This is a genomic window from Gordonia sp. CPCC 205515, assembly GCF_048537925.1.
Taxonomy (GTDB): Bacteria; Actinomycetota; Actinomycetes; order Mycobacteriales; family Mycobacteriaceae; genus Gordonia.
Map to the genome: position 1 here is coordinate 151,428 of NZ_JBCLVJ010000007.1, position 17,408 is coordinate 168,835.

A 17,408-nucleotide genomic window follows, 5' to 3' on the forward strand; every position below is an offset into this window, starting at 1 on the left:
TGCGTGCGCGAGTATATCGGCCGGGCATTGGGGTACCTGAACCCCGTCCGCCTGATCGGTGACTCCCAAGCGACGATCGACACCATCGAGCCGGGCAGCATCATGGTGTCGCCGCGCAAACCGATCGACCGGTTCGACGTCGGTGCCATGACCGAGGTCCTCGACCTGGCGACCAAGGTCGGTGCGGTGCTGCTCGACTCCGGTACCGCGGCCATCGACACCCAACGGCAGATCGTGTTCGTCTGCGGTGTCTACGGCCTCGAGGACGTCGACGTGGACGTCACGTACAACACCATCCAGGTCAGCGCCCGCCGCGGCGCCACGCTGCCGCCCATCACCACGATGGAACAGGTCTACTACCGCTCGATGGACTTCACGCGGCTCGCGCAGATCGACCGGTTGGTCCGTCGTATCCGCGACATGGCGATCACGCCGGAGACCGCGCACCGACTGGTCGACGAGATCATCTCGGCGCCGCACCCGTACCCGCATCGGGTGGCCACCACGGCCTGGGGATTCATGGCGTCGGGCATCGCGGTGCTCCTCGGCGCCGGCGTCATCGGCGCGCTGCTGGCGTTCGTCACGACCGCGGTGATCATCATCGTGAACCGCAGGCTCAACCGGATCGGCACGCCGGTGTTCTTTCAGCAGGTCACCGGCGGCTTCATCGCGGTGGTGCCGGCCGCGGTCGTGTTCGGTGCCACCCAGCACCTGAACCTCGACCTGACACCGTCGCTGACCATCGCCGCGGGCATCGTCGTGCTGTTGTCGGGTCTGTCGCTGGTCGGCTCGGTGCAGGACGCCATCACCGGCGCCCCCATCACCGGTGTCGCCCGATTCTTCGAGCTGCTGCTGATGACCGGCGGTCTGATCGCCGGCGTCGGCATCGCGATCCAACTGCTGCAGCAGTTCGGTATCTATCTGCCGTCGATCACCACCGACACCACATTCCCGGCTGTCCAACTGCCGGTCCGTGTCTTCGCCGGTGCCGTGGCCGCAGCCGCCTACGCGCTGGCCAGCTACGCCGAACGACGGGCACTCCCGGTCGCGTTCATGGGCGGGGTCATCGGCGCGACGATCGTCGCCGTCGGCACCTTCGTCCCGGTCGGCGACGTCATCGCCAACGGCATCGCGGCGTCGGCGGTCGGTCTCGTCGGCGGTCTCCTCGCGCGTCGGGCGCTCACACCACCCCTGGTCGTGGCCGTCGCGGGCATCACTCCGCTGCTGCCCGGTCTGGCGGTCTATCGCGGGTTGTACGGCATCCTCAACGATCAGACGCTGGTCGGGTTCACCTGGATGACCAGCGCGCTCGGTATCGGCTGCGCGCTGGCCGCCGGTGTCACGCTCGGCGAGTTCATCGCCCGGCTGCTGCGTCGACCGCAACTGCCCCATCGCCCGGAGTGGATGGCCATGTTGCGACGCAACCGACGACGCGATGCCGTCCGGGCAGCGCAACGGCGTCGCCAGGTCCTGCCCGGGCGCAAGGGACCGACCAGGTAGAATCGGAGGTCGCGCGCCATAACGCGCACGACTTCTCCGTCGGCCACCGCCGTCGGATGACGCCAGCGAACACCAGAGGACACCATGCCTGCGAAGACCACCGACATCACCGACGAAGAGCTGGAGCCGGTAGCCGACGAAACCGCCAACTCCGCGCGCCGCGTCGTCGCCGCCTACGCCACCGACGCCGACGAGTGCCGGATGTTGCTGTCCATGCTGGGGATCGCGCCGGGCGAGAACGCCTGACCACATGGCGGAGTCCGGGCACGTTGCAAACGGCGGGACTACCGCCGACATCCAGGGCGACGCGCAGTTCGTCGTCGTCGCCAATCGTCTCCCGGTCGACAAGACGGTCCAGCCCGACGGGACGGTGCAGTGGAAACGCAGCCCCGGTGGCCTGGTCACCGCCCTGGAACCGCTGCTGCGCACCAAGACCGGCGCGTGGGTCGGCTGGTCGGGCATCGCCGACTCCGACGACAACCCGGACATCCCCGGAATCGAGATCTTCGCCGTACCCCTCTCGACGCAGGAGATCGCCGAATACTACGAAGGCTTCTCCAACGCCACCCTCTGGCCGCTGTATCACGACGTCATCGTCAAACCTGAATATCACCGCGAGTGGTGGAACACGTATGTGACGGTGAACCGTCGTTTCGCCGAGGCCACCGCGCGCGCCGCCGGTCCCGGGGCGACGGTGTGGGTGCAGGACTACCAGCTGCAGTTGGTCCCGAAGATGCTGCGGATGTTGCGGCCCGATCTGAAGATCGGTTTCTTCCTGCACATCCCGTTCCCGCCGGTCGAGCTGTTCATGCAGAACCCGTGGCGCACCGAGATCGTCGAGGGGCTGCTGGGCGCGGACCTGATCGGTTTCCATCTCCCCGGTGGCGCACAGAACTTCCTGTACCTGGCGCGGCGGTTGGCCGGTCAGGCCACCAGCAAGGGCACCGTCGGTGTGCGGTCCCGATTCGGCGTGGTGCAGGTCGGCTTCCGCACCGTCCGGGTCGGCGCGTTCCCGATCTCCATCGACTCCGGCGAACTCGACACCAAGGCGCGCTCCCGGGAGATCCGCAAGCGGGCCACCGAGATCCGCAAGGAACTCGGCAATCCCAAGACGATCATGCTCGGCGTCGACCGCCTCGATTACACCAAAGGCATCGACGTCCGCCTCAAGGCGCTCTCGGAGTTGTTGGCGGAGAAGCGGGTCGACCCGGAACAGACCGTGATGGTGCAGCTGGCGACGCCCAGCCGCGAGCGTGTCGATTCCTACGTCAAGATGCGGGCCGGCATCGAGCAGTTGGTCGGCAATATCAACGGCACCTACGGTGCCGTCGGCCAGCCCGTGGTGCAGTATCTGCATCGCCCGGTCCCCCGCGACGAACTCATCGCGTTCTTCGTCGCCGCCGACGTCATGCTGGTCACCCCCATGCGCGACGGGATGAACCTCGTCGCCAAGGAATACGTGGCCTGCCGCAGCGACCTCGGCGGAGCCCTCGTCCTGAGCGAATTCACCGGCGCCGCAGCCGAACTACGCAATTCCTATTTGTGCAATCCCTATGATCTGGACGGCGTGAAAGACGCCATCCAGGCCGCCGCCGAGCAAGCACCCGAAGAAGGCCGACGACGGATGCGGGCACTGCGTCGACAGGTCCTGACCCACGACGTCGCCAAGTGGGCCGACAGTTTCCTGTCCACACTCGCCTCGGCGACCGAAACCGAGACCAATGCCAACCGCGGCGTCCACCTGGTCGGCGACCAGATGGACGAAGACGAATGAGCCCCACCGGAATTTCCGCCGATCTGCGTGCGGCGCTGGTCGCCGCGGCGCAGACCGAACGGTTGCTGGTCGCCTCCGATTACGACGGCTGCATCTCACCGATCGTGTCGCGACCCGAGGATGCCGTGCCGAACCCGGCATCGATCACGGCGATCGAAGAGCTCGGCGGACTTCGGGATACGGCCGTTGCCGTGGTGTCCGGCCGAGAACTCGCCGTGCTGTCCGAACTCTCCGGCCTCACACCGCCGGTCACGCTGGTGGGCAGTCACGGTAGCGAGTTCGACACGGGTTTCGTCATCGAGATCACTCCCGAGCGGCAAGCGTTGCTCAACCGGATCATCGACGAATTGCGGTCCATCGCAGCCGATTATCCGGGCGCGATGGTGGAGACCAAGCCGGCCAGCACCACCCTGCACGTACGGAACGTGACCGGTGATGCCGAAGCTGCGCTCGAACGGGTCCGCTCGGGTCCGGCGTCATGGTCGGGAGTCGAAGTGACCGAGGGCAAGTCGATCATCGAACTCGCGGTCATCGACACCAGCAAGGGACATGCACTCGACATCCTGCGCGACCGCACCGACTCCGGCGCGGTGATCTACCTCGGCGACGACGTCACCGACGAAAAGGCCTTCGCCCACCTCCGCCCGGAGTCCGGCGATGTGGGCATCAAGGTCGGATCGGGTGACACCGCAGCGCAGTTCCGCGTCGGCGACCCCGACGACGTCGCGTCGGTGTTGGAGGTGCTGGCGGCTCAGCGACGAGAGTGGTTGTCGCGCTGAGCGTTCTCCCCGCTGGTTGAGCAGCCCGGCGACGAAGGAGCCGAGCGTGTCGAAACCCCGTCAGGAAGCCGAGGGCGACACCGCATCGACCAGCGGATCTCCCTCGCCTGCACGCCGTTTCGCGGTTTCCCGGATCACCCGATGCACGAAGCCGAGTTTGCGGACGACCGGTTGCGCAATCTCGAACGGGTACAGCGGTCGCCGGCCCATCGAGGTGTTGACCCGGTTGAACATGGTGGACAACCACTTCCAGTCGTACAGCAGCCGTTCGATGGGTTGGTCGGCGTAGGACTCCAGCGGCACGATGTCGCGGTCCATGGCGAAACGTACCTGATCGCTCTCCAGCATCACCCCGGATTCGCGGGCGGTGTCGATGGTGCCGGTGATGTGCAGGTAGTGCGCGAAGCACTCGGCGAAATCCTCCCACGGGTGCATCGTCGCGTACTCGGAGATGTAGGAGGCGTGCCAGTCCGCGGGCGGCCCGGACTTGTAGTGCCGGTCGAGGGCGTCGCTGTAGCTGGCGCGCTCATCGCCGAAGATTTTCCGACATTTGTCGAGATATTCATCGGCACCTGAACCGGTTTCGACGAGGATGTGCTCGTAGTAGTGGCCGACCTCGTGCCGGAAATGCCCGAGCATCGTCCGGTAGGGTTCGCCGAGTTGCACCCGTAGACGTTCCCGGTAGGCGTCCATCGTCTCCGCGAGGTCGATGGTGATGACGCCGTTCGCATGCCCGATCATGACCGGTTTGCCGGTGCTCATGCTCGACAGGAGGTCGAAGGCGAGACCACCCTCGCTGCGCCAGAACGGTTCCACCGGCAAGCCGAGGTCGACGAGTTGGTAGATGAGCATCCGCAGGTCGGGCAGCGTGCTGGGCAATTTCTCCAGCCCGATCGTATCCTCGTTGTCCGGCCGTTTACGCACCAGGGAGTCGGGAAAGCACCTGCCGCGCAACCCGGCCGAGTCGTCGTCGACCTCGGCGAGGGTCATCCAGTTGCACCCCGGATGCTCCCAGTTCGAGCACCGCACCCAGCGCTCACCCCCGATGTCGACGCCCTCCTCCGAGGCGACCACCAGCGACCTCGACGGAAGGTGGATACCGACGGTGGTGCCACAATTCGGACACTGCTGATTCAGGAAGCCCGACAGCGCGTTACAGATCGGACAGGTGAGTGCGTGCATGGCGTCAGCCTATGCGGATTCGGTCTTCTCCGGTGTCGATAGGCAGATCGCCGCGCACAGTGGCGGTCACCTTGTAGTAGTTCAGATTGATCGATCCGCGATGGTTGTCGAGGAATGCGGTGTCGGCGGCATCGCGGCCGGTGGCGATGCGCACCAGACTCTGCCGGGGTGCCAGTCGGGTGGCGTCGACGACCACCCACTCGCCGTCGATGATGGCTTCGGCCACCGCATGAAAGTCCATCGGGTCACAGCCGGGGGCGTAGACGGCGACCAGTCGCGCGGGAATGTTCAACGCCCGCAACAGCGCGACGACGAGGTGTGCGTAGTCACGGCAGACGCCCGCACCGGCGAGCAGCGTGTCGGCGGCACCGTCGATGGGGTCGCTCGCGCCCGGGATGTAGTTGAGCCGGTCCTCCACGAACGCGGTGACCTGATTGAGCAATTCGGCCGGCGGCAGCTTCGAATCGAACTGTCCGGCAGCAAATCCGAAGAACTTGTCACTCTCGGCGTATCGGCTTTGTCGTAGGTACACCGAGTGATCGGTGACCTCGACCGGGATCGGGTCGGCCGGCGTCTCGATACTGGCCGAGTAGTCGATGACGACGAGTCCGGACTCGACGTCGAGTCGATGAATCCGTGCACCATGGTCGTCGATGATCTCTTCGGGCTCCACCTCGGTGCCGTCGACGGTGACCGTGAGCTGTTCGGTCATCGTGAGGCCCGGCAGTTGAGCGACGGCGATCTGCATCTCGAGTTCGGTGGCGTCGGAGACGAAGACCTCGAGATTCGCGCTCACGTCGCGTGGGGGTGTGGTCATGTCCCCCACGGTAGGGCATTACCGGGCGCTTCTCCCAACGCGCGATCGCGCGGGCGTCAGCCGCCGCCGGTGGCGGCGGCCGGATCCGCGTAGATCACGCTGAGCGCCACCACAATTGCCGCGCTCTCCTGCACCCGGACCCCGAACCGGGTCGGGCTGAGTTCCAGGGGTCGACGGGTGGTGGAGGCCGCATCGAACGCCGCCTGCACCGGGGCGAGTCCGTGCGGATGCTCGGCGAAGGCGTCGCCGGCCACAACGATGGCGTCGGGGTTGAGCACATCACGCAACATCGCCACGGTTGTGCCCAACACCTGCGCCCGCTCGTCGGTGATCGCCGACGCGTCCTCGGCGACGCCGAGTCGCTCGGCCGCGCGGCAGGCCGCGGCCCGGCCGACGATGTCCTGCACGGTGGCCGCCGCGGTCGGTGCCAGCACCGGTGCGCGTACCGGCAGATGCGCGATCGACCCGGCCCCGTGGCGTGGCATGTGGACCTTGCCGTCGATGGTCATCGCCATGCCGACGGTTTCGCGGGCGTAGAAGAACAGCCCGGTGCCGTCGAACTCACGTGGCGAGGTCAGGAGGAGTTCGGCTGCGGCCATGGCCTGCACGTGTTCGCACACCGACACCGGAACGCCGAGGGCGTCGGCGAGCATGGGCCCAATCGGAGTTCGGCGCCAGCCCAGCACCGGGTGGTCCACGATGCCGGTGTCGGCATCGACCACACCGCCCGATGCGATCCCGGCCCACAGCAGGCGCCTGCCGCTGAATCGCGCTGCCAGATCCCGTAATTGGGCGCACAGGTCGTCGGGCGAGGTGCCATCCTTCTGGGTGAGCACGGCGTGGCTGTAGAGAGTTCGTCCACCGAGGTCGGCGATTGCCAGCAGGGTGCGGCGTGCACCGATGTGCATACCGGCCACGCACAACTTGTCGTGGTCGAGGGTCAGCGGATTCTTCGGCCGGCCGATCCCGCCCGGGTCGACGAGGTCGGGCCGCTCGAGGATCAGGCCCCGGCTGACCAGCAGTGTCACCTGTCGGTTGATGGTTGCGGGCGACAGCGCGGTCGCCGCCGCGAGCTGGTCGCGGGTCACCGGCGCGTTGACCCGGACCGCCTGCAGCACCGTCGACGCGGGAACCGCACCCACCTGCAGCGCGGCGGGCACCACTCCGGACAGCGACATGCGATGAATCTAGCGCAGGCAAAACCAATAAGGTGGGCTCATGAGCACTGAATCGGCAGTATCAGGGTCGTCGATCCCCGACGATCAGAAGATCGCGGTGGTCACCGGGGCCAGTTCCGGCATCGGCGCAGCGACCGCGCGGCAGTTGGCGTCGCAGGGGTACCACGTGGTCCTCGGGGCGCGTCGCACCGAACTCGTCGACGAATTGGCGAGCGAGATCGGCGGCACCGGCCGACAACTCGACGTGACCGACGAGGCCTCGGTGGACGCGTTCGTCGCGGGACTCGACCGCGTCCATGTCCTGGTGAACAACGCCGGTGGCGCAAAGGGTTTGGACCCCGTCGCTACCTCCGACCTCGACGACTGGCGCTGGATGTGGGAGACGAACGTCCTGGGTACGCTGCGGATGACCAAGGCGCTGATCCCGGCACTCATCGCGTCGGGCGACGGACTGATCGTCACCGTCACGTCGATCGCAGCCCTCGAGGTGTACGACAACGGAGCAGGCTACACCTCGGCCAAGCACGCGCAGGCCGTCATGCATCGCACCCTGCGCTACGAGTTGCTGGGAAAACCGGTGCGGCTCACCGAGATCGCGCCCGGCATGGTGGAGACCGACTTCTCACTCGTCCGATTCGACGGCGACCAGGCGAAGGCCGACGCGGTCTATCAGGGACTGACCCCGCTGGTTGCGCAGGACATCGCCGAGGTCATCGGATTCGCCGCGTCCCGCCCACCCCATGTGGACCTGGATCAGATCATCATCCGGCCGCGCGATCAGGCGTCGGCGCGACGCAACGTCAAGAACCCCGGCTGATCCCCGCTCGCCACCGGTAGTGCTCCTCTGTGCCGTAGATCCGTGCCACCTGGCGACTCGGAAATACGGCACAGATAGTTATCCACAGGGCGCTGACGGGGACGGATATTGGGCCGGTTGCGGGGCGAGACTGATGCCATGGCCGATGCCGCCCGCTTACACGAGTTGCTCGACGCCCAAGACGGGGTGATCGCGCGCCGACAGGTCATGGATTGCGGCTTCACCGCGCCCTACATTCGGTGTCGGATTCGCCGTCGGGAGTGGGTCGCGGTCTACCCCGGGACGTACGTGAATCACACAGGCCCCCTGACGTGGCGGCAGCGGGCGTGGGCGGCGGTACTCGATGCATGGCCGGCCGCGTTGAGCCACGCATCGGCTGTCGGAGACACCGACGATCAGGGCGCCGGCCCGATCCACATCACGGTCGCACGTCGTCGTCGAGTGACTCGACGCGCGGGTGTGGTCGTCCACTACGCCGCCAGATTCGACGAGCAGGTGCTCGGTAGCGCTCACCCACCGCGCCAACGGCTCGAGGAGGCGGCCCTCGACATGGTCGGGCTGGTGAGCTCGGAGATGCGTGCCGTCGCGTGTCTGACCGATGTCGTACAAGCCCGAAAAACCACTGCCGAACGACTTCTCGCTGCGTTGCAGACCCGCCCGCGGATGCGGTGGCGCGCATTTGTCGAGCAGGTTTTGTGCGATGCCCGCGACGGGACGTGCTCGGTACTCGAGTACGGATACCTGACCAAAGTTGAACGCGCCCATGGTCTTCCGACACCGCAGCGGCAGTCGCCCACGCGTGTGGGGCGAAACGGCTTTCGAGATGTCGATTATCTCGAGTGGAACGTGGTGGTGGAACTGGACGGGCGGCTGGGTCACGACGATGGTCTCGCCCGCGACAGAGATATGGAGCGCGACCTCGACGCCGCCGCGGGTGCCGACCGAGAGACGCTCCGCATCGGCTGGGGGCAGGTGTACACGCGTGCGTGCTCGACGGCGGTCAAGATCGGGACGGTATTGAACCGCCATGGTTGGCCGGGCGAGGTGGCCTCGTGCCCACAGTGCGTCGGCGGGCCCGAGGTCTCTGCGCCGTAGATCCGTGCCACCTGGCGACTCGGAAATACGGCAATACCGACCAGGACGCGTCAGCCCGCGGGAGCCGGCGCCGAGGTCGGGGTGTGCAGGGTCGGTGCGTCCGACGGCGTGGCCGGCGCGTTGACCTTCGCCGGTTCGCCCTTGATGGCCGACATGCTCTTCCACGTCGGCCAGTCGATGGCCCAGTCGAAAATGTCGCCGTCGGCCTCCGACAGTGCGATGCGGGTTCCAGTGACCTCGACCGGGTCACCGTAGACCGCGGTCGCGTAGTACTGCTGGGCGTTGGCCAGCGAGAGGTTGATGCAGCCGTTGGTCACGTTCGACGACCCCTGCACGCCAACGGTTTGCGGGTTCGCATGGATGAACTCGCCGTTGTTGGAGATGCGGACCGCGAACCGCTCGTGCGCGTTGAAGTAGCCGGCGGCCGGGTTGCTCATGTAGAAGTCTTCGTACTTCTCGGTCACCACGTGGATGCCCGAGCGCGTGACGTTGCGATCGAGGTCGCCCTCGCCATAACTGCACGGCAAAGTCATCAGCACGCCACCGTCGCGGACCACCACGATCTGGTGCGACGACGCCTCCGCCTTCACGATCTGCGACCGCCCGATCGCATAGTCGACGGTCACGTCTGCCGCACCGTAGGCGCCCTCGCCGTGATCGACGCCGTAGAGTTTGGCGCCCATGTGCACCTTGGTGCCGGGCACGAAGTAGTCCTTGGAACGCCAGTGCACCCGGGACCCGTTGTCCTCGCCCAGCCACGCCCATGACCCCTCGGTCGGCGGATCGGTGGTGACGGTCAACGCCTTCTCGACTGCCTCTTTGTCCTCGACTGTGCCGTCGAACTTGAGGATGATGGGCGCGGCGATGCCGACTTCCTGCCCATCCCCGATGTTGACCACGACGTTGAGTTGCGACTGCGGCGCCAGGGTGCTGAAGGTGCCGTCGATCGGCGTGCTCACGCGGTCGTACCCCATCGCGCTACCGCTCCAGGTGTACTTCGTGCCGTAACCGAGGGGTTCGGTGACGGTGAAGGTGGTCTGGTCGTCGGAGATCGTGCCCGCGACCGCCTTACCCGCCGGGTTGAGCAGCTTGACGTCGGGGTTGAGGACACCGTTCTCGGCCTTGACCGAATAGGTCGTCGTCGGGTTCGGCGCCGCGGCGTCGAGTGCCGGGGTGAACACCACCTGCACGGTCGGCGTCTTCGGTTTGGCGTCCTGCGCGGCCGGCTCGTTCTTGGAGCAGGCTGCGACGGCCAACGCGACGGCACCGAGACCTGCAGTGGCCAGGACGGTGCGTCGGTTCAGTGAGGGATTCGCGCTCATAACGTTACCCAGCCTACCGAGATGACCTGTGAAAACGCTTGTTCAACCCGGCATGTGGGCACGTTCACCGTCGTGGTCGAAGATCGACAGGACCTCGGCGGGGCCGCCCAACGCAGCCATACCGTGCGGGATCATCGTGGAGAACTCCGCGGCCTCCCCGGTCGGTACGTCGATGGTGCGCTCGCCGAGATGGATCCGCACCGCGCCGGACAGGACCGTGAACCACTCGCGACCTGGGTGAACCCCCAGATTCGCCGGGTCGACGACGTGCTCTTCGGTGATGCGCATCTTCGCGACGGTCACCCCACCGGGCGTGGAATCCCGGGACAGTTTCCAGATGATCATGCCCGGCGCAGTGTGCGGTTCCGGGCGGATCACCACGTCCTCGTCGTTGGCCGGTTCCACCAATTGATCGAGTGTGGTGCCCAGCGCCCGGGCGATCGGCACGAGCTGGTCGAGTGCGACGCGGCGATGGCCGGTCTCGATGCGGCTCAGTGTCGACGGACTGAGGTAGCACCGGGCCGCCAGCGCGTCCAGAGTCCACCCCTTGGCCATCCGCAGCCCGCGGATGCGCTGACGGACGACTGCATCGAGTTCTTGCTCCATACGCAAGAGTGTATGCGTCAAGCGCATTAGCGCGCTACCGTGGAGTCATGACCGACACCAATCACGCTCATCATCATCACCAGCATCACGGCGGTCACCACGCTCATCCGGATGCCGACACCATGGCCACCGTCCTCGACCTCGACGCCGAGATCTGCGGCGAATATCTGACCGATGTTCCCCACCGGATCGCGACACTCGCGCCCGAGGTGACCACCATCGTCGATCTGGGTGCCGGCACCGGCGTCGGTACCATCGCCCTCGCCCGACAATTTCCGATGTCGCAGGTCGTCTCGCTCGACAGTTCGGCGGAGATGCTCGATCGGGTCGCCGTCCGCGCCCGAGACGCAGGCGTCGGCGACCGGGTCCGGACCGTGGTGGCCGACCTCGACTCGGCGCTGCCCGCCGATCTCACCGACATCGACGTCGCATGGGCGTCATCGACGCTGCATCACTTCGCCGACCCGAAAGCCTTGCTGCGCTCCGCCTTCGATGCACTGCGGCCCGGCGGGATTCTCGCGGCACTCGAGATCGCCGAGGTACCGACGTTCTTGCCACCTGACTCACCTGAGGGACAGATGGAGCAGCGCGTACAGTCGGCGATGTCCGCGGGCGGCTGGAATCAGGATCTCGACTGGGCGCCAACGATATCCGCCGCCGGATTCGAGTCCATCGACACCGTGCAGATCGTCACCTCACCCGCGGAATTGCCCGCGAAGGCGCGCGAATACGCCATCGCCTGGTTGACCCACATTCGCTCGGGGCTCGCCGACTCGCTGTCGAGACAGGATCGCGCACTACTCGACGACCTCCTGGCCGACGACGGTCCGTCGTCGCTGCGCCATCGTGATGACCTCGCTGTGCGGTCGCGTCGCACCGCGTGGATCGCCCGGCGCCCCGCCTGACCACTATCGGAAGGAAATCCATGAGTACCAACAATTTCGACGTAGCCATCGTCGGTGGCGGCGCCGCCGGACTGAGTGCCGCTCTGGCGCTCGGCCGCTCGTTGCGATCGGTCGTCGTCCTCGACGCCGGGCACCCCCGCAACGCACCCGCGCACGGCGCCCACAACCTGCTCGGCAATGAGGGCATCTCGCCGTTGGATCTCCTGGCCAAGGGACGCACCGAGGCCGCCGGCTACGGTGTGGACATCCGCGCCACCGAGGTGCGTGACATCACCCGGAACAGCAACGGCGACTTCGACATCCAGACCAGCGATGCTCGGCGCGTGAGCGCGCGACGTCTGCTGCTCGCCACCGGACTCGTCGACGAGTTGCCCGATGTGCCCGGCGTCGCCGAACTCTGGGGTTCGTCGGTGCTGCACTGCCCGTACTGCCACGGATTTGAAGTGCGGGGCAAGCGCATCGGCGTGCTCGGCACGAGCCCCATGTCGGTGCACCAGACCATGCTGTTCCAGCAACTGTCCGACGACGTCATCTTGTTCACCCACACCATGCCACCGCTGTCGGAGGAAGAGCGCCAACAGCTTTCGGCACTGGGGGTGCAGATCGTCGACGGGCCGGTTGCACGACTGGATATCGCCGACGGCTCATTGCGCTCGGTGGAGCTCGCCGACGGCACATCGATCGACCGCGACGCACTCGTCGTCGCACCCCGCTTCGTCGTCGTCTCCGAGCTCTACACCCGACTCGGTGGGACCCTCGCCGAACATCCTGCAGGCCAGATCATTCCGACCGATCCGATGGGTGCCACCGACCTGCCCGGCGTGTGGGCGGCCGGCAACAACACCGATCTGGCGGCCGTGGTCGCGGTGTCGATGGGCGCCGGTGTGATGGCCGGTGCGGCGATCAACGCCGACCTCATCGCCGAGGAAGCGCGGCTGGCGTTGGCGAACTCGGCGGCCGCCACCGCTGGTTGAGCAAACCCGGCGACGTAGGAGCCGAGCGCCCCACCGCTGGTTGAGCAAGCCCGGCGACGTAGGAGCCGAGCGCGTCGAAACCCTCAGAACGGCGCCTCGGGTCCGTCGTGGTGTCGCTTCCGGTTCCGATTCCTCTCCGCCCGGCGTCGGGCATGTTTGTTCGCCGTCCGACTGCGGGTGCGGGTCGGGCGTTCGGTGATCGGGCCGGTCTCGGCTGGCGGCGCTTGGGGTGGGGCGGTGTAGCGGATGCGGCGGAGTCCAGGGAACAGTTCTTCCATGGTTTCGGCCTCACCCGGGATGACGAGGCCTTCGGGAGTGATTGTCTCGGTGCGTAACCGACCGTCCTCGTCACGCCACTGGTCATCCAGCCACCCGGAGTTCGTTTTCAACAAATGCCATGGCCGGCACTTCGGATTCATGTTCTCCGACGTCGTCTGCCCACCCGCAGCCGGATCATCGTGGTCGAACTCGGCGACATGGTCGCCATCGCACTCCCACGCACTGCGAGTGCAGCCAGGTTCACTACACACGCCGTGCCGAATCCGGATGAACGCATCCAACGATGTGGTCGGCCGGTAGGGGTCCGACGGTTGGGAGCCGGGCAGGGTGACACTGCCATCCGGGTTCATCGGAGTCCCCGCCGGGATGAGCGGTGCGATCCGCGCATCGGGGCGGGCGGCGAGTTCGCGGACGTGCTCATCGTCGATGACCCCGTGTCCGTCGAGGTAGCCCGGATTATTCGCCCGGCCTTCGAGGGTGGCTTCGTCGCAGACCACGTGGATAACGAACTTCGGTGCGGTCGGAGCCAGCGCCGTCGACCGCCCGGCCTCCCCCTCGGTCGCGGTGTCGCCTTCGGCGTCGTCGAGGGTCAGGGCAGTGATCGGGCAGTCGGCGTGCCCGCATTCACACCCGAACTCGCTGCCGGTCAGCAACGCGAACTCGGCATCGGAACGCCGCTGGTTCTTGGCGCGCCCATCATGGGCACACACCCGATCGGCCAGAGCATCGATCTGGGCGTAGGCGATGCGCGCGTTCTCCGCCGACATCACTGCCGTCAGCTCCGCGGTCCCGTCGGCGCGCTTCTCTACCCACACACCACGGTTGTCCACCGCATCCTTGCGACGTTCCCGCACCGCATCCGGATCATGCCGGAAGATGAGGCGATCAACCATGTCACGCAACCGCTTCAACGAATACGTACCCGCCCGCAACCGCTTCGCGATCTCCGCATCCACATACGGGGCATACGATTGGCCGTCGATCAGATCGGTGTCGGTGATGATCTGCTGGATCTGACGTTGGCTGATCACCCCATCGCGCAAGCAGTCGAACACATCCGGTAGTCGGTCCCGCACCACGATGGCCTCATTGAGCAGGGTCTCGGCCTGATGACGGGTTATCGTGCGTTGCTGGGCAATACGGGTTGCCGCGTCGGCGAACCCGTCGACCACGAAACCATCCGACTCGGCCCGCGGCGCCACGATCCGGTCGAAAACCACCTGAGCGAACTGGTAGTCCCGATACGCCAGATACGCATGCCCACGATCGACATCGCTCATCGCGAGCAGCACTTCGTTGAGCGGCGCCTCATCGGCCTCGCCCGCCTCGATCCCACCCACGAAGCCAGCCGGCAACCCACACCACAACGGCGTCGGGGACCCTGCAGTCGCGGACACGGGGAGCCTTTCAGAGATGCGGACATGGCTGCAGGACACCCACATTCATCTCTGATACGACCCTTGACCTCGGAGTCGCGGCGCTTCGTTTGCTTTCCTCTTCCTGCTACCAAGAACTTACCTCGGGGGTCCGACAATTCGTGATCGGCGCGCGCGACCCTTCGACACGCCGCCTCGGCTAGCGCCTCGGCGACGGCTCAGGGAACGGAAAGGACGCCACTCAACTACCCACATCAACAACGGCTCAGGCAACAGAAAGCGGCGCTCGCGAGCTGCTCAGCGACCGGGTGCGGTGAGGGGGAACCCGTCGAGAACCGCTCTCGAGTTGGACAATCCGAGACGGGTGGCGCCTGCCGCGATGAGGTCGGCGGCGAACTCCGCAGTCCGGATGCCGCCACTGGCCTTGACGCCGACTCGCGCATCGACGGCCGCCCTCATGATCGACACCGCGTCCACGCTCGCGCCGCCGGAGGGGTGAAACCCGGTGGAGGTCTTGACCATTGATGCCCCCGCCGCGGCGGCGCGGCGGCAGACCTCGGTGAGCGTGTCGGGTCCGGCGAGCTCGAGCAGCGCGGCGGATTCGACGATCACCTTGAGAACGATGCCCTCGCCGACGGCTTCGCGGACGACCAGCACGTCGGCGAAGACCTCGTCGAACCGCTGATCGACGGCGGCGCCGATGTCGATGACCATGTCGACCTCGTCGGCGCCGGAGTCGACGGCGAGACGCGCCTCCGCGGCCTTGACGAGCGAGTGGTGCTTACCGGAGGGGAAGCCGGCCACGACGCAGGTCTTCTGGGCGCCGGTGTCGATCGGCAGCATCGATGGCGACAGACACACCGCGTAGACGCCCAGCTCGGCGGCCTCGGCCACCGCGGCCTCGGCAGCGGCGCGGGTGGCCTCGGGTTTGAGGAGGGTGTGATCGATGAGGGCCGCTACGTCGCGTCGGGTCAGGTCGGTGGTGCTCACACAATCGAGCTTGGCACACTGAGGGTCGTGACTTCACCCGAGACGACCCGAACCGCTGTATCCGACGCCGACCGACAGTACGTGCTGACGTTGGGTTGTCCGGACCGGACCGGCATCGTGGCCCGCATCTCCGGGTTCCTCGCCGAGGTGGGTGGGTGGATCGTCGAGGCCGGCTATCACTCCGACGCCGAGACCGGCTGGTTCTTCACCCGCCAGACCGTCCGGGCGGACTCGGTGTCGATGAGTCTCGACGAACTGCGCGACCGGTTCGCCGCCGACGTCGCCGCGGAGCTGGGCCCGGCAACCGAGTGGCGCCTCACCGACACCGGGTCATCGAAGTCGGTGGTGCTGTTGGTGAGCAAGGAGAGCCACTGCCTCGTGGATCTGCTCGGGCGGGCGCATCGTGGCGAATTGCCGGCGACGGTCTCGGCGGTGGTGGGCAACCATCGCGATCTCGAGGAACTCTCCACCCGCTTCGGTGTCCCGTTCCATCACGTCCCGTTCGCCGCAACCAACAAGGCCGCCGCCTTCGCCGAGGTTGCCGAGGTCGTCGACCGATACGAGCCGGACGCCGTCGTGCTCGCCCGGTTCATGCAGATCCTGCCGCCGCAGTTGTGCGACGCGTGGGCGGGACGTGCGATCAACATCCATCACAGCTTCCTGCCCAGTTTCATCGGAGCACGCCCCTACCATCAGGCGTTTGCACGCGGCGTGAAACTGATCGGCGCCACCTGCCACTACGTGACCGCGGATCTCGATGCCGGGCCGATCATCGAACAGGATGTCATCCGCGTCGATCACGGCGACACCGTCGCCGATATGGTGCGTCAGGGCCGTGACATCGAGACACTCGTGCTGGCTCGCGGACTGCGGTGGCACCTCGAGGACCGGGTGCTCGTGCACGGTCGCAAGACCGTGGTTTTCACCTAGAAGTCGAACCCACCGAAGTCGCCGCCGCCACCGAAATCTCCACCACCGCCGAAGTCTCCGCCACCCCAGTCACCGCCGCCGTCTCCAGCGTCACCACCGAAGTCACCGCCACCGTCGCCGCCATCGATCGCACCCATGTCGCCGCCGTCGCCGGCACCGCTCTCAAAGGCGTTGGCGTCGTACGGCACTCCGTGCATGCCGGAGAACAACGAGGTGAACAGCAACGCCGAGCCGATACCCCAGGCGCCGCCGACCAGGGCCGGTTTCCACCAGGGTTCGGAGTACCAGCCGGCCGGCACCGGGCGACCGGCGACACGACCGCCCGGATAGTAGTTCGGGGTACGGGAGGTCGGTGCGGGCGACGCCTCGATCTGGCGACCGTCGTAGTCCACGGTGCGATCCTCGGTGACCGCACCGGCGCTGCGCTGACCCTCGAGTTCGGGGACGGGAGGTCCGGGGTCGAGGTTCATCGCGGCGCGTGCCGCTCGGACGTAGTAGAGCCCCTCGATCGCGGTCTGCTTGGCCAGACGGGCCTGCGCCACGGAGTTCGCCTGCTCGATCTGGGAACCGGCGGCGTTGTACCGCTCCCCCGCATCGGCCAGGGCCTGCTTGGAGGCGGGGCCGTCACCGACGAGCATGAAGACCTGCCCGCCGAGTCGTTCGATGGATTGGCGGGCATCGGCCTTGGCGTCGTCGAGCGATCGCGCGGCGTTGGCGCCGGATCGCTGCTGCGACATCACGACGACGCCGACGACGATCAGAACAACGAGGGCGATCAGGATCAGGGCGCTCATCTTCTCCTCCGGAGCGGCAAATCGGACATCATCGAGCGTACCGGGGTTTGGCGACCGAGGTCGGCACCGCAGATCGACGGGCGACCCCGC

General features: G+C 66.7%; 17 protein-coding genes. 9 read left to right on the top strand and 8 right to left on the bottom strand.

Annotated features, from left to right (window positions below):
* Nucleotides 1-3: 3 nt before the first annotated feature.
* From AAFP30_RS09780 to otsB, 4 genes are all read left to right on the top strand, one after another.
* The gene (locus tag AAFP30_RS09780) at nucleotides 4-1,500 is read left to right on the top strand and encodes a threonine/serine ThrE exporter family protein (RefSeq protein WP_419229703.1); all 1,497 of its coding nucleotides are present in this window, start codon (nucleotides 4-6) and stop codon (nucleotides 1,498-1,500) included.
* Nucleotides 1,501-1,584: 84 nt separating this feature from the next.
* Entirely contained in the window at nucleotides 1,585-1,746 is a 162-nt protein-coding gene (locus AAFP30_RS09785; protein WP_419229704.1) for a hypothetical protein, read from the top strand.
* A 4-nt stretch (nucleotides 1,747-1,750) separates the two neighbouring features.
* Nucleotides 1,751-3,274 (top strand): alpha,alpha-trehalose-phosphate synthase (UDP-forming), encoded by a 1,524-nt coding sequence (locus AAFP30_RS09790; RefSeq protein WP_419229705.1) that lies wholly within the window; start codon nucleotides 1,751-1,753, stop codon nucleotides 3,272-3,274.
* Nucleotides 3,271-4,053, top strand: a complete 783-nt coding sequence (otsB, locus tag AAFP30_RS09795; RefSeq protein WP_419229706.1) for a trehalose-phosphatase — start codon at nucleotides 3,271-3,273, stop codon at nucleotides 4,051-4,053. Before AAFP30_RS09790 ends, otsB begins: the two co-directional genes overlap by 4 nt.
* A 60-nt stretch (nucleotides 4,054-4,113) precedes the next feature.
* Here otsB and AAFP30_RS09800 read toward each other — a convergent pair whose 3' ends face one another.
* From AAFP30_RS09800 to AAFP30_RS09810, 3 genes are read right to left on the bottom strand one after another with little or no spacing between them, the layout of a single operon-like run.
* The gene (locus tag AAFP30_RS09800; protein ID WP_419229707.1) at nucleotides 4,114-5,235 is read right to left on the bottom strand and encodes a zinc-binding metallopeptidase family protein; all 1,122 of its coding nucleotides are present in this window, start codon (nucleotides 5,233-5,235) and stop codon (nucleotides 4,114-4,116) included.
* A 4-nt stretch (nucleotides 5,236-5,239) separates the two neighbouring features.
* Nucleotides 5,240-6,052, bottom strand: coding sequence for a transglutaminase-like domain-containing protein (locus AAFP30_RS09805; RefSeq protein WP_419229708.1), 813 nt, complete (start codon nucleotides 6,050-6,052; stop codon nucleotides 5,240-5,242).
* Between the two features lie 56 nt (nucleotides 6,053-6,108).
* Nucleotides 6,109-7,230, bottom strand: coding sequence for an ROK family protein (locus tag AAFP30_RS09810; protein ID WP_419229709.1), 1,122 nt, complete (start codon nucleotides 7,228-7,230; stop codon nucleotides 6,109-6,111).
* A gap of 40 nt (nucleotides 7,231-7,270) precedes the next feature.
* Between AAFP30_RS09810 and AAFP30_RS09815 the strand changes: the two genes are divergently transcribed.
* Complete coding sequence (locus tag AAFP30_RS09815; protein ID WP_419229710.1) at nucleotides 7,271-8,047, top strand: SDR family NAD(P)-dependent oxidoreductase; 777 nt, start codon at nucleotides 7,271-7,273, stop codon at nucleotides 8,045-8,047.
* 138 nt (nucleotides 8,048-8,185) lie between these two features.
* Entirely contained in the window at nucleotides 8,186-9,142 is a 957-nt protein-coding gene (locus tag AAFP30_RS09820; protein WP_419229711.1) for a hypothetical protein, read from the top strand.
* Between the two features lie 50 nt (nucleotides 9,143-9,192).
* On the opposite strand, the gene AAFP30_RS09825 is transcribed toward AAFP30_RS09820, so the two are convergent.
* Together AAFP30_RS09825 and AAFP30_RS09830 are read right to left on the bottom strand one after the other, a co-directional pair.
* Entirely contained in the window at nucleotides 9,193-10,464 is a 1,272-nt protein-coding gene (locus AAFP30_RS09825) for a L,D-transpeptidase (protein ID WP_419229712.1), read from the bottom strand.
* A gap of 42 nt (nucleotides 10,465-10,506) precedes the next feature.
* A complete protein-coding gene (locus AAFP30_RS09830) occupies nucleotides 10,507-11,070 on the bottom strand; it encodes a helix-turn-helix domain-containing protein (protein ID WP_419229713.1) in 564 nt (187 codons plus the stop codon).
* A gap of 47 nt (nucleotides 11,071-11,117) precedes the next feature.
* On the opposite strand from AAFP30_RS09830, the gene AAFP30_RS09835 reads away from it, so the two are divergent.
* Nucleotides 11,118-11,975 (top strand): class I SAM-dependent methyltransferase, encoded by an 858-nt coding sequence (locus AAFP30_RS09835; protein WP_419229714.1) that lies wholly within the window; start codon nucleotides 11,118-11,120, stop codon nucleotides 11,973-11,975.
* A gap of 20 nt (nucleotides 11,976-11,995) precedes the next feature.
* Complete coding sequence (locus AAFP30_RS09840; protein ID WP_419229715.1) at nucleotides 11,996-12,949, top strand: NAD(P)/FAD-dependent oxidoreductase; 954 nt, start codon at nucleotides 11,996-11,998, stop codon at nucleotides 12,947-12,949.
* An 83-nt stretch (nucleotides 12,950-13,032) separates the two neighbouring features.
* On the opposite strand, the gene AAFP30_RS09845 is transcribed toward AAFP30_RS09840, so the two are convergent.
* Both AAFP30_RS09845 and deoC read right to left on the bottom strand, forming a co-directional pair.
* Complete coding sequence (locus tag AAFP30_RS09845; RefSeq protein WP_419229716.1) at nucleotides 13,033-14,670, bottom strand: DUF222 domain-containing protein; 1,638 nt, start codon at nucleotides 14,668-14,670, stop codon at nucleotides 13,033-13,035.
* Nucleotides 14,671-14,901: 231 nt separating this feature from the next.
* Complete coding sequence (gene deoC, locus AAFP30_RS09850; RefSeq protein ID WP_419229717.1) at nucleotides 14,902-15,594, bottom strand: deoxyribose-phosphate aldolase; 693 nt, start codon at nucleotides 15,592-15,594, stop codon at nucleotides 14,902-14,904.
* A 27-nt stretch (nucleotides 15,595-15,621) separates the two neighbouring features.
* Between deoC and purU the strand changes: the two genes are divergently transcribed.
* Complete coding sequence (purU, locus tag AAFP30_RS09855) at nucleotides 15,622-16,524, top strand: formyltetrahydrofolate deformylase (protein ID WP_419229718.1); 903 nt, start codon at nucleotides 15,622-15,624, stop codon at nucleotides 16,522-16,524.
* On the opposite strand, the gene AAFP30_RS09860 is transcribed toward purU, so the two are convergent.
* Nucleotides 16,521-17,318 (bottom strand): DUF1542 domain-containing protein, encoded by a 798-nt coding sequence (locus AAFP30_RS09860; RefSeq protein WP_419229719.1) that lies wholly within the window; start codon nucleotides 17,316-17,318, stop codon nucleotides 16,521-16,523. The two genes, purU and AAFP30_RS09860, sit on opposite strands and share 4 nt — an antisense overlap.
* Between the last annotated feature and the right edge of the window lie 90 nt (nucleotides 17,319-17,408).

What these genes read in the sequence shown, in the direction of transcription:
- AAFP30_RS09785 (WP_419229704.1), top strand. Translation starts at nt 1,585, where the DNA reads ATGCCTGCGAAGACCACCGACATCACCGACGAAGAGCTGGAGCCGGTA.
- AAFP30_RS09790 (WP_419229705.1), top strand. Translation starts at nt 1,751, where the DNA reads ATGGCGGAGTCCGGGCACGTTGCAAACGGCGGGACTACCGCCGACATC.
- otsB (WP_419229706.1), top strand. Translation starts at nt 3,271, where the DNA reads ATGAGCCCCACCGGAATTTCCGCCGATCTGCGTGCGGCGCTGGTCGCC.
- AAFP30_RS09800 (WP_419229707.1), bottom strand. Translation starts at nt 5,235, where the DNA reads ATGCACGCACTCACCTGTCCGATCTGTAACGCGCTGTCGGGCTTCCTG.
- AAFP30_RS09805 (WP_419229708.1), bottom strand. Translation starts at nt 6,052, where the DNA reads ATGACCACACCCCCACGCGACGTGAGCGCGAATCTCGAGGTCTTCGTC.
- AAFP30_RS09810 (WP_419229709.1), bottom strand. Translation starts at nt 7,230, where the DNA reads ATGTCGCTGTCCGGAGTGGTGCCCGCCGCGCTGCAGGTGGGTGCGGTT.
- AAFP30_RS09815 (WP_419229710.1), top strand. Translation starts at nt 7,271, where the DNA reads ATGAGCACTGAATCGGCAGTATCAGGGTCGTCGATCCCCGACGATCAG.
- AAFP30_RS09820 (WP_419229711.1), top strand. Translation starts at nt 8,186, where the DNA reads ATGGCCGATGCCGCCCGCTTACACGAGTTGCTCGACGCCCAAGACGGG.
- AAFP30_RS09825 (WP_419229712.1), bottom strand. Translation starts at nt 10,464, where the DNA reads ATGAGCGCGAATCCCTCACTGAACCGACGCACCGTCCTGGCCACTGCA.
- AAFP30_RS09830 (WP_419229713.1), bottom strand. Translation starts at nt 11,070, where the DNA reads ATGGAGCAAGAACTCGATGCAGTCGTCCGTCAGCGCATCCGCGGGCTG.
- AAFP30_RS09835 (WP_419229714.1), top strand. Translation starts at nt 11,118, where the DNA reads ATGACCGACACCAATCACGCTCATCATCATCACCAGCATCACGGCGGT.
- AAFP30_RS09840 (WP_419229715.1), top strand. Translation starts at nt 11,996, where the DNA reads ATGAGTACCAACAATTTCGACGTAGCCATCGTCGGTGGCGGCGCCGCC.
- AAFP30_RS09845 (WP_419229716.1), bottom strand. Translation starts at nt 14,670, where the DNA reads ATGTGGGTGTCCTGCAGCCATGTCCGCATCTCTGAAAGGCTCCCCGTG.
- AAFP30_RS09860 (WP_419229719.1), bottom strand. Translation starts at nt 17,318, where the DNA reads ATGAGCGCCCTGATCCTGATCGCCCTCGTTGTTCTGATCGTCGTCGGC.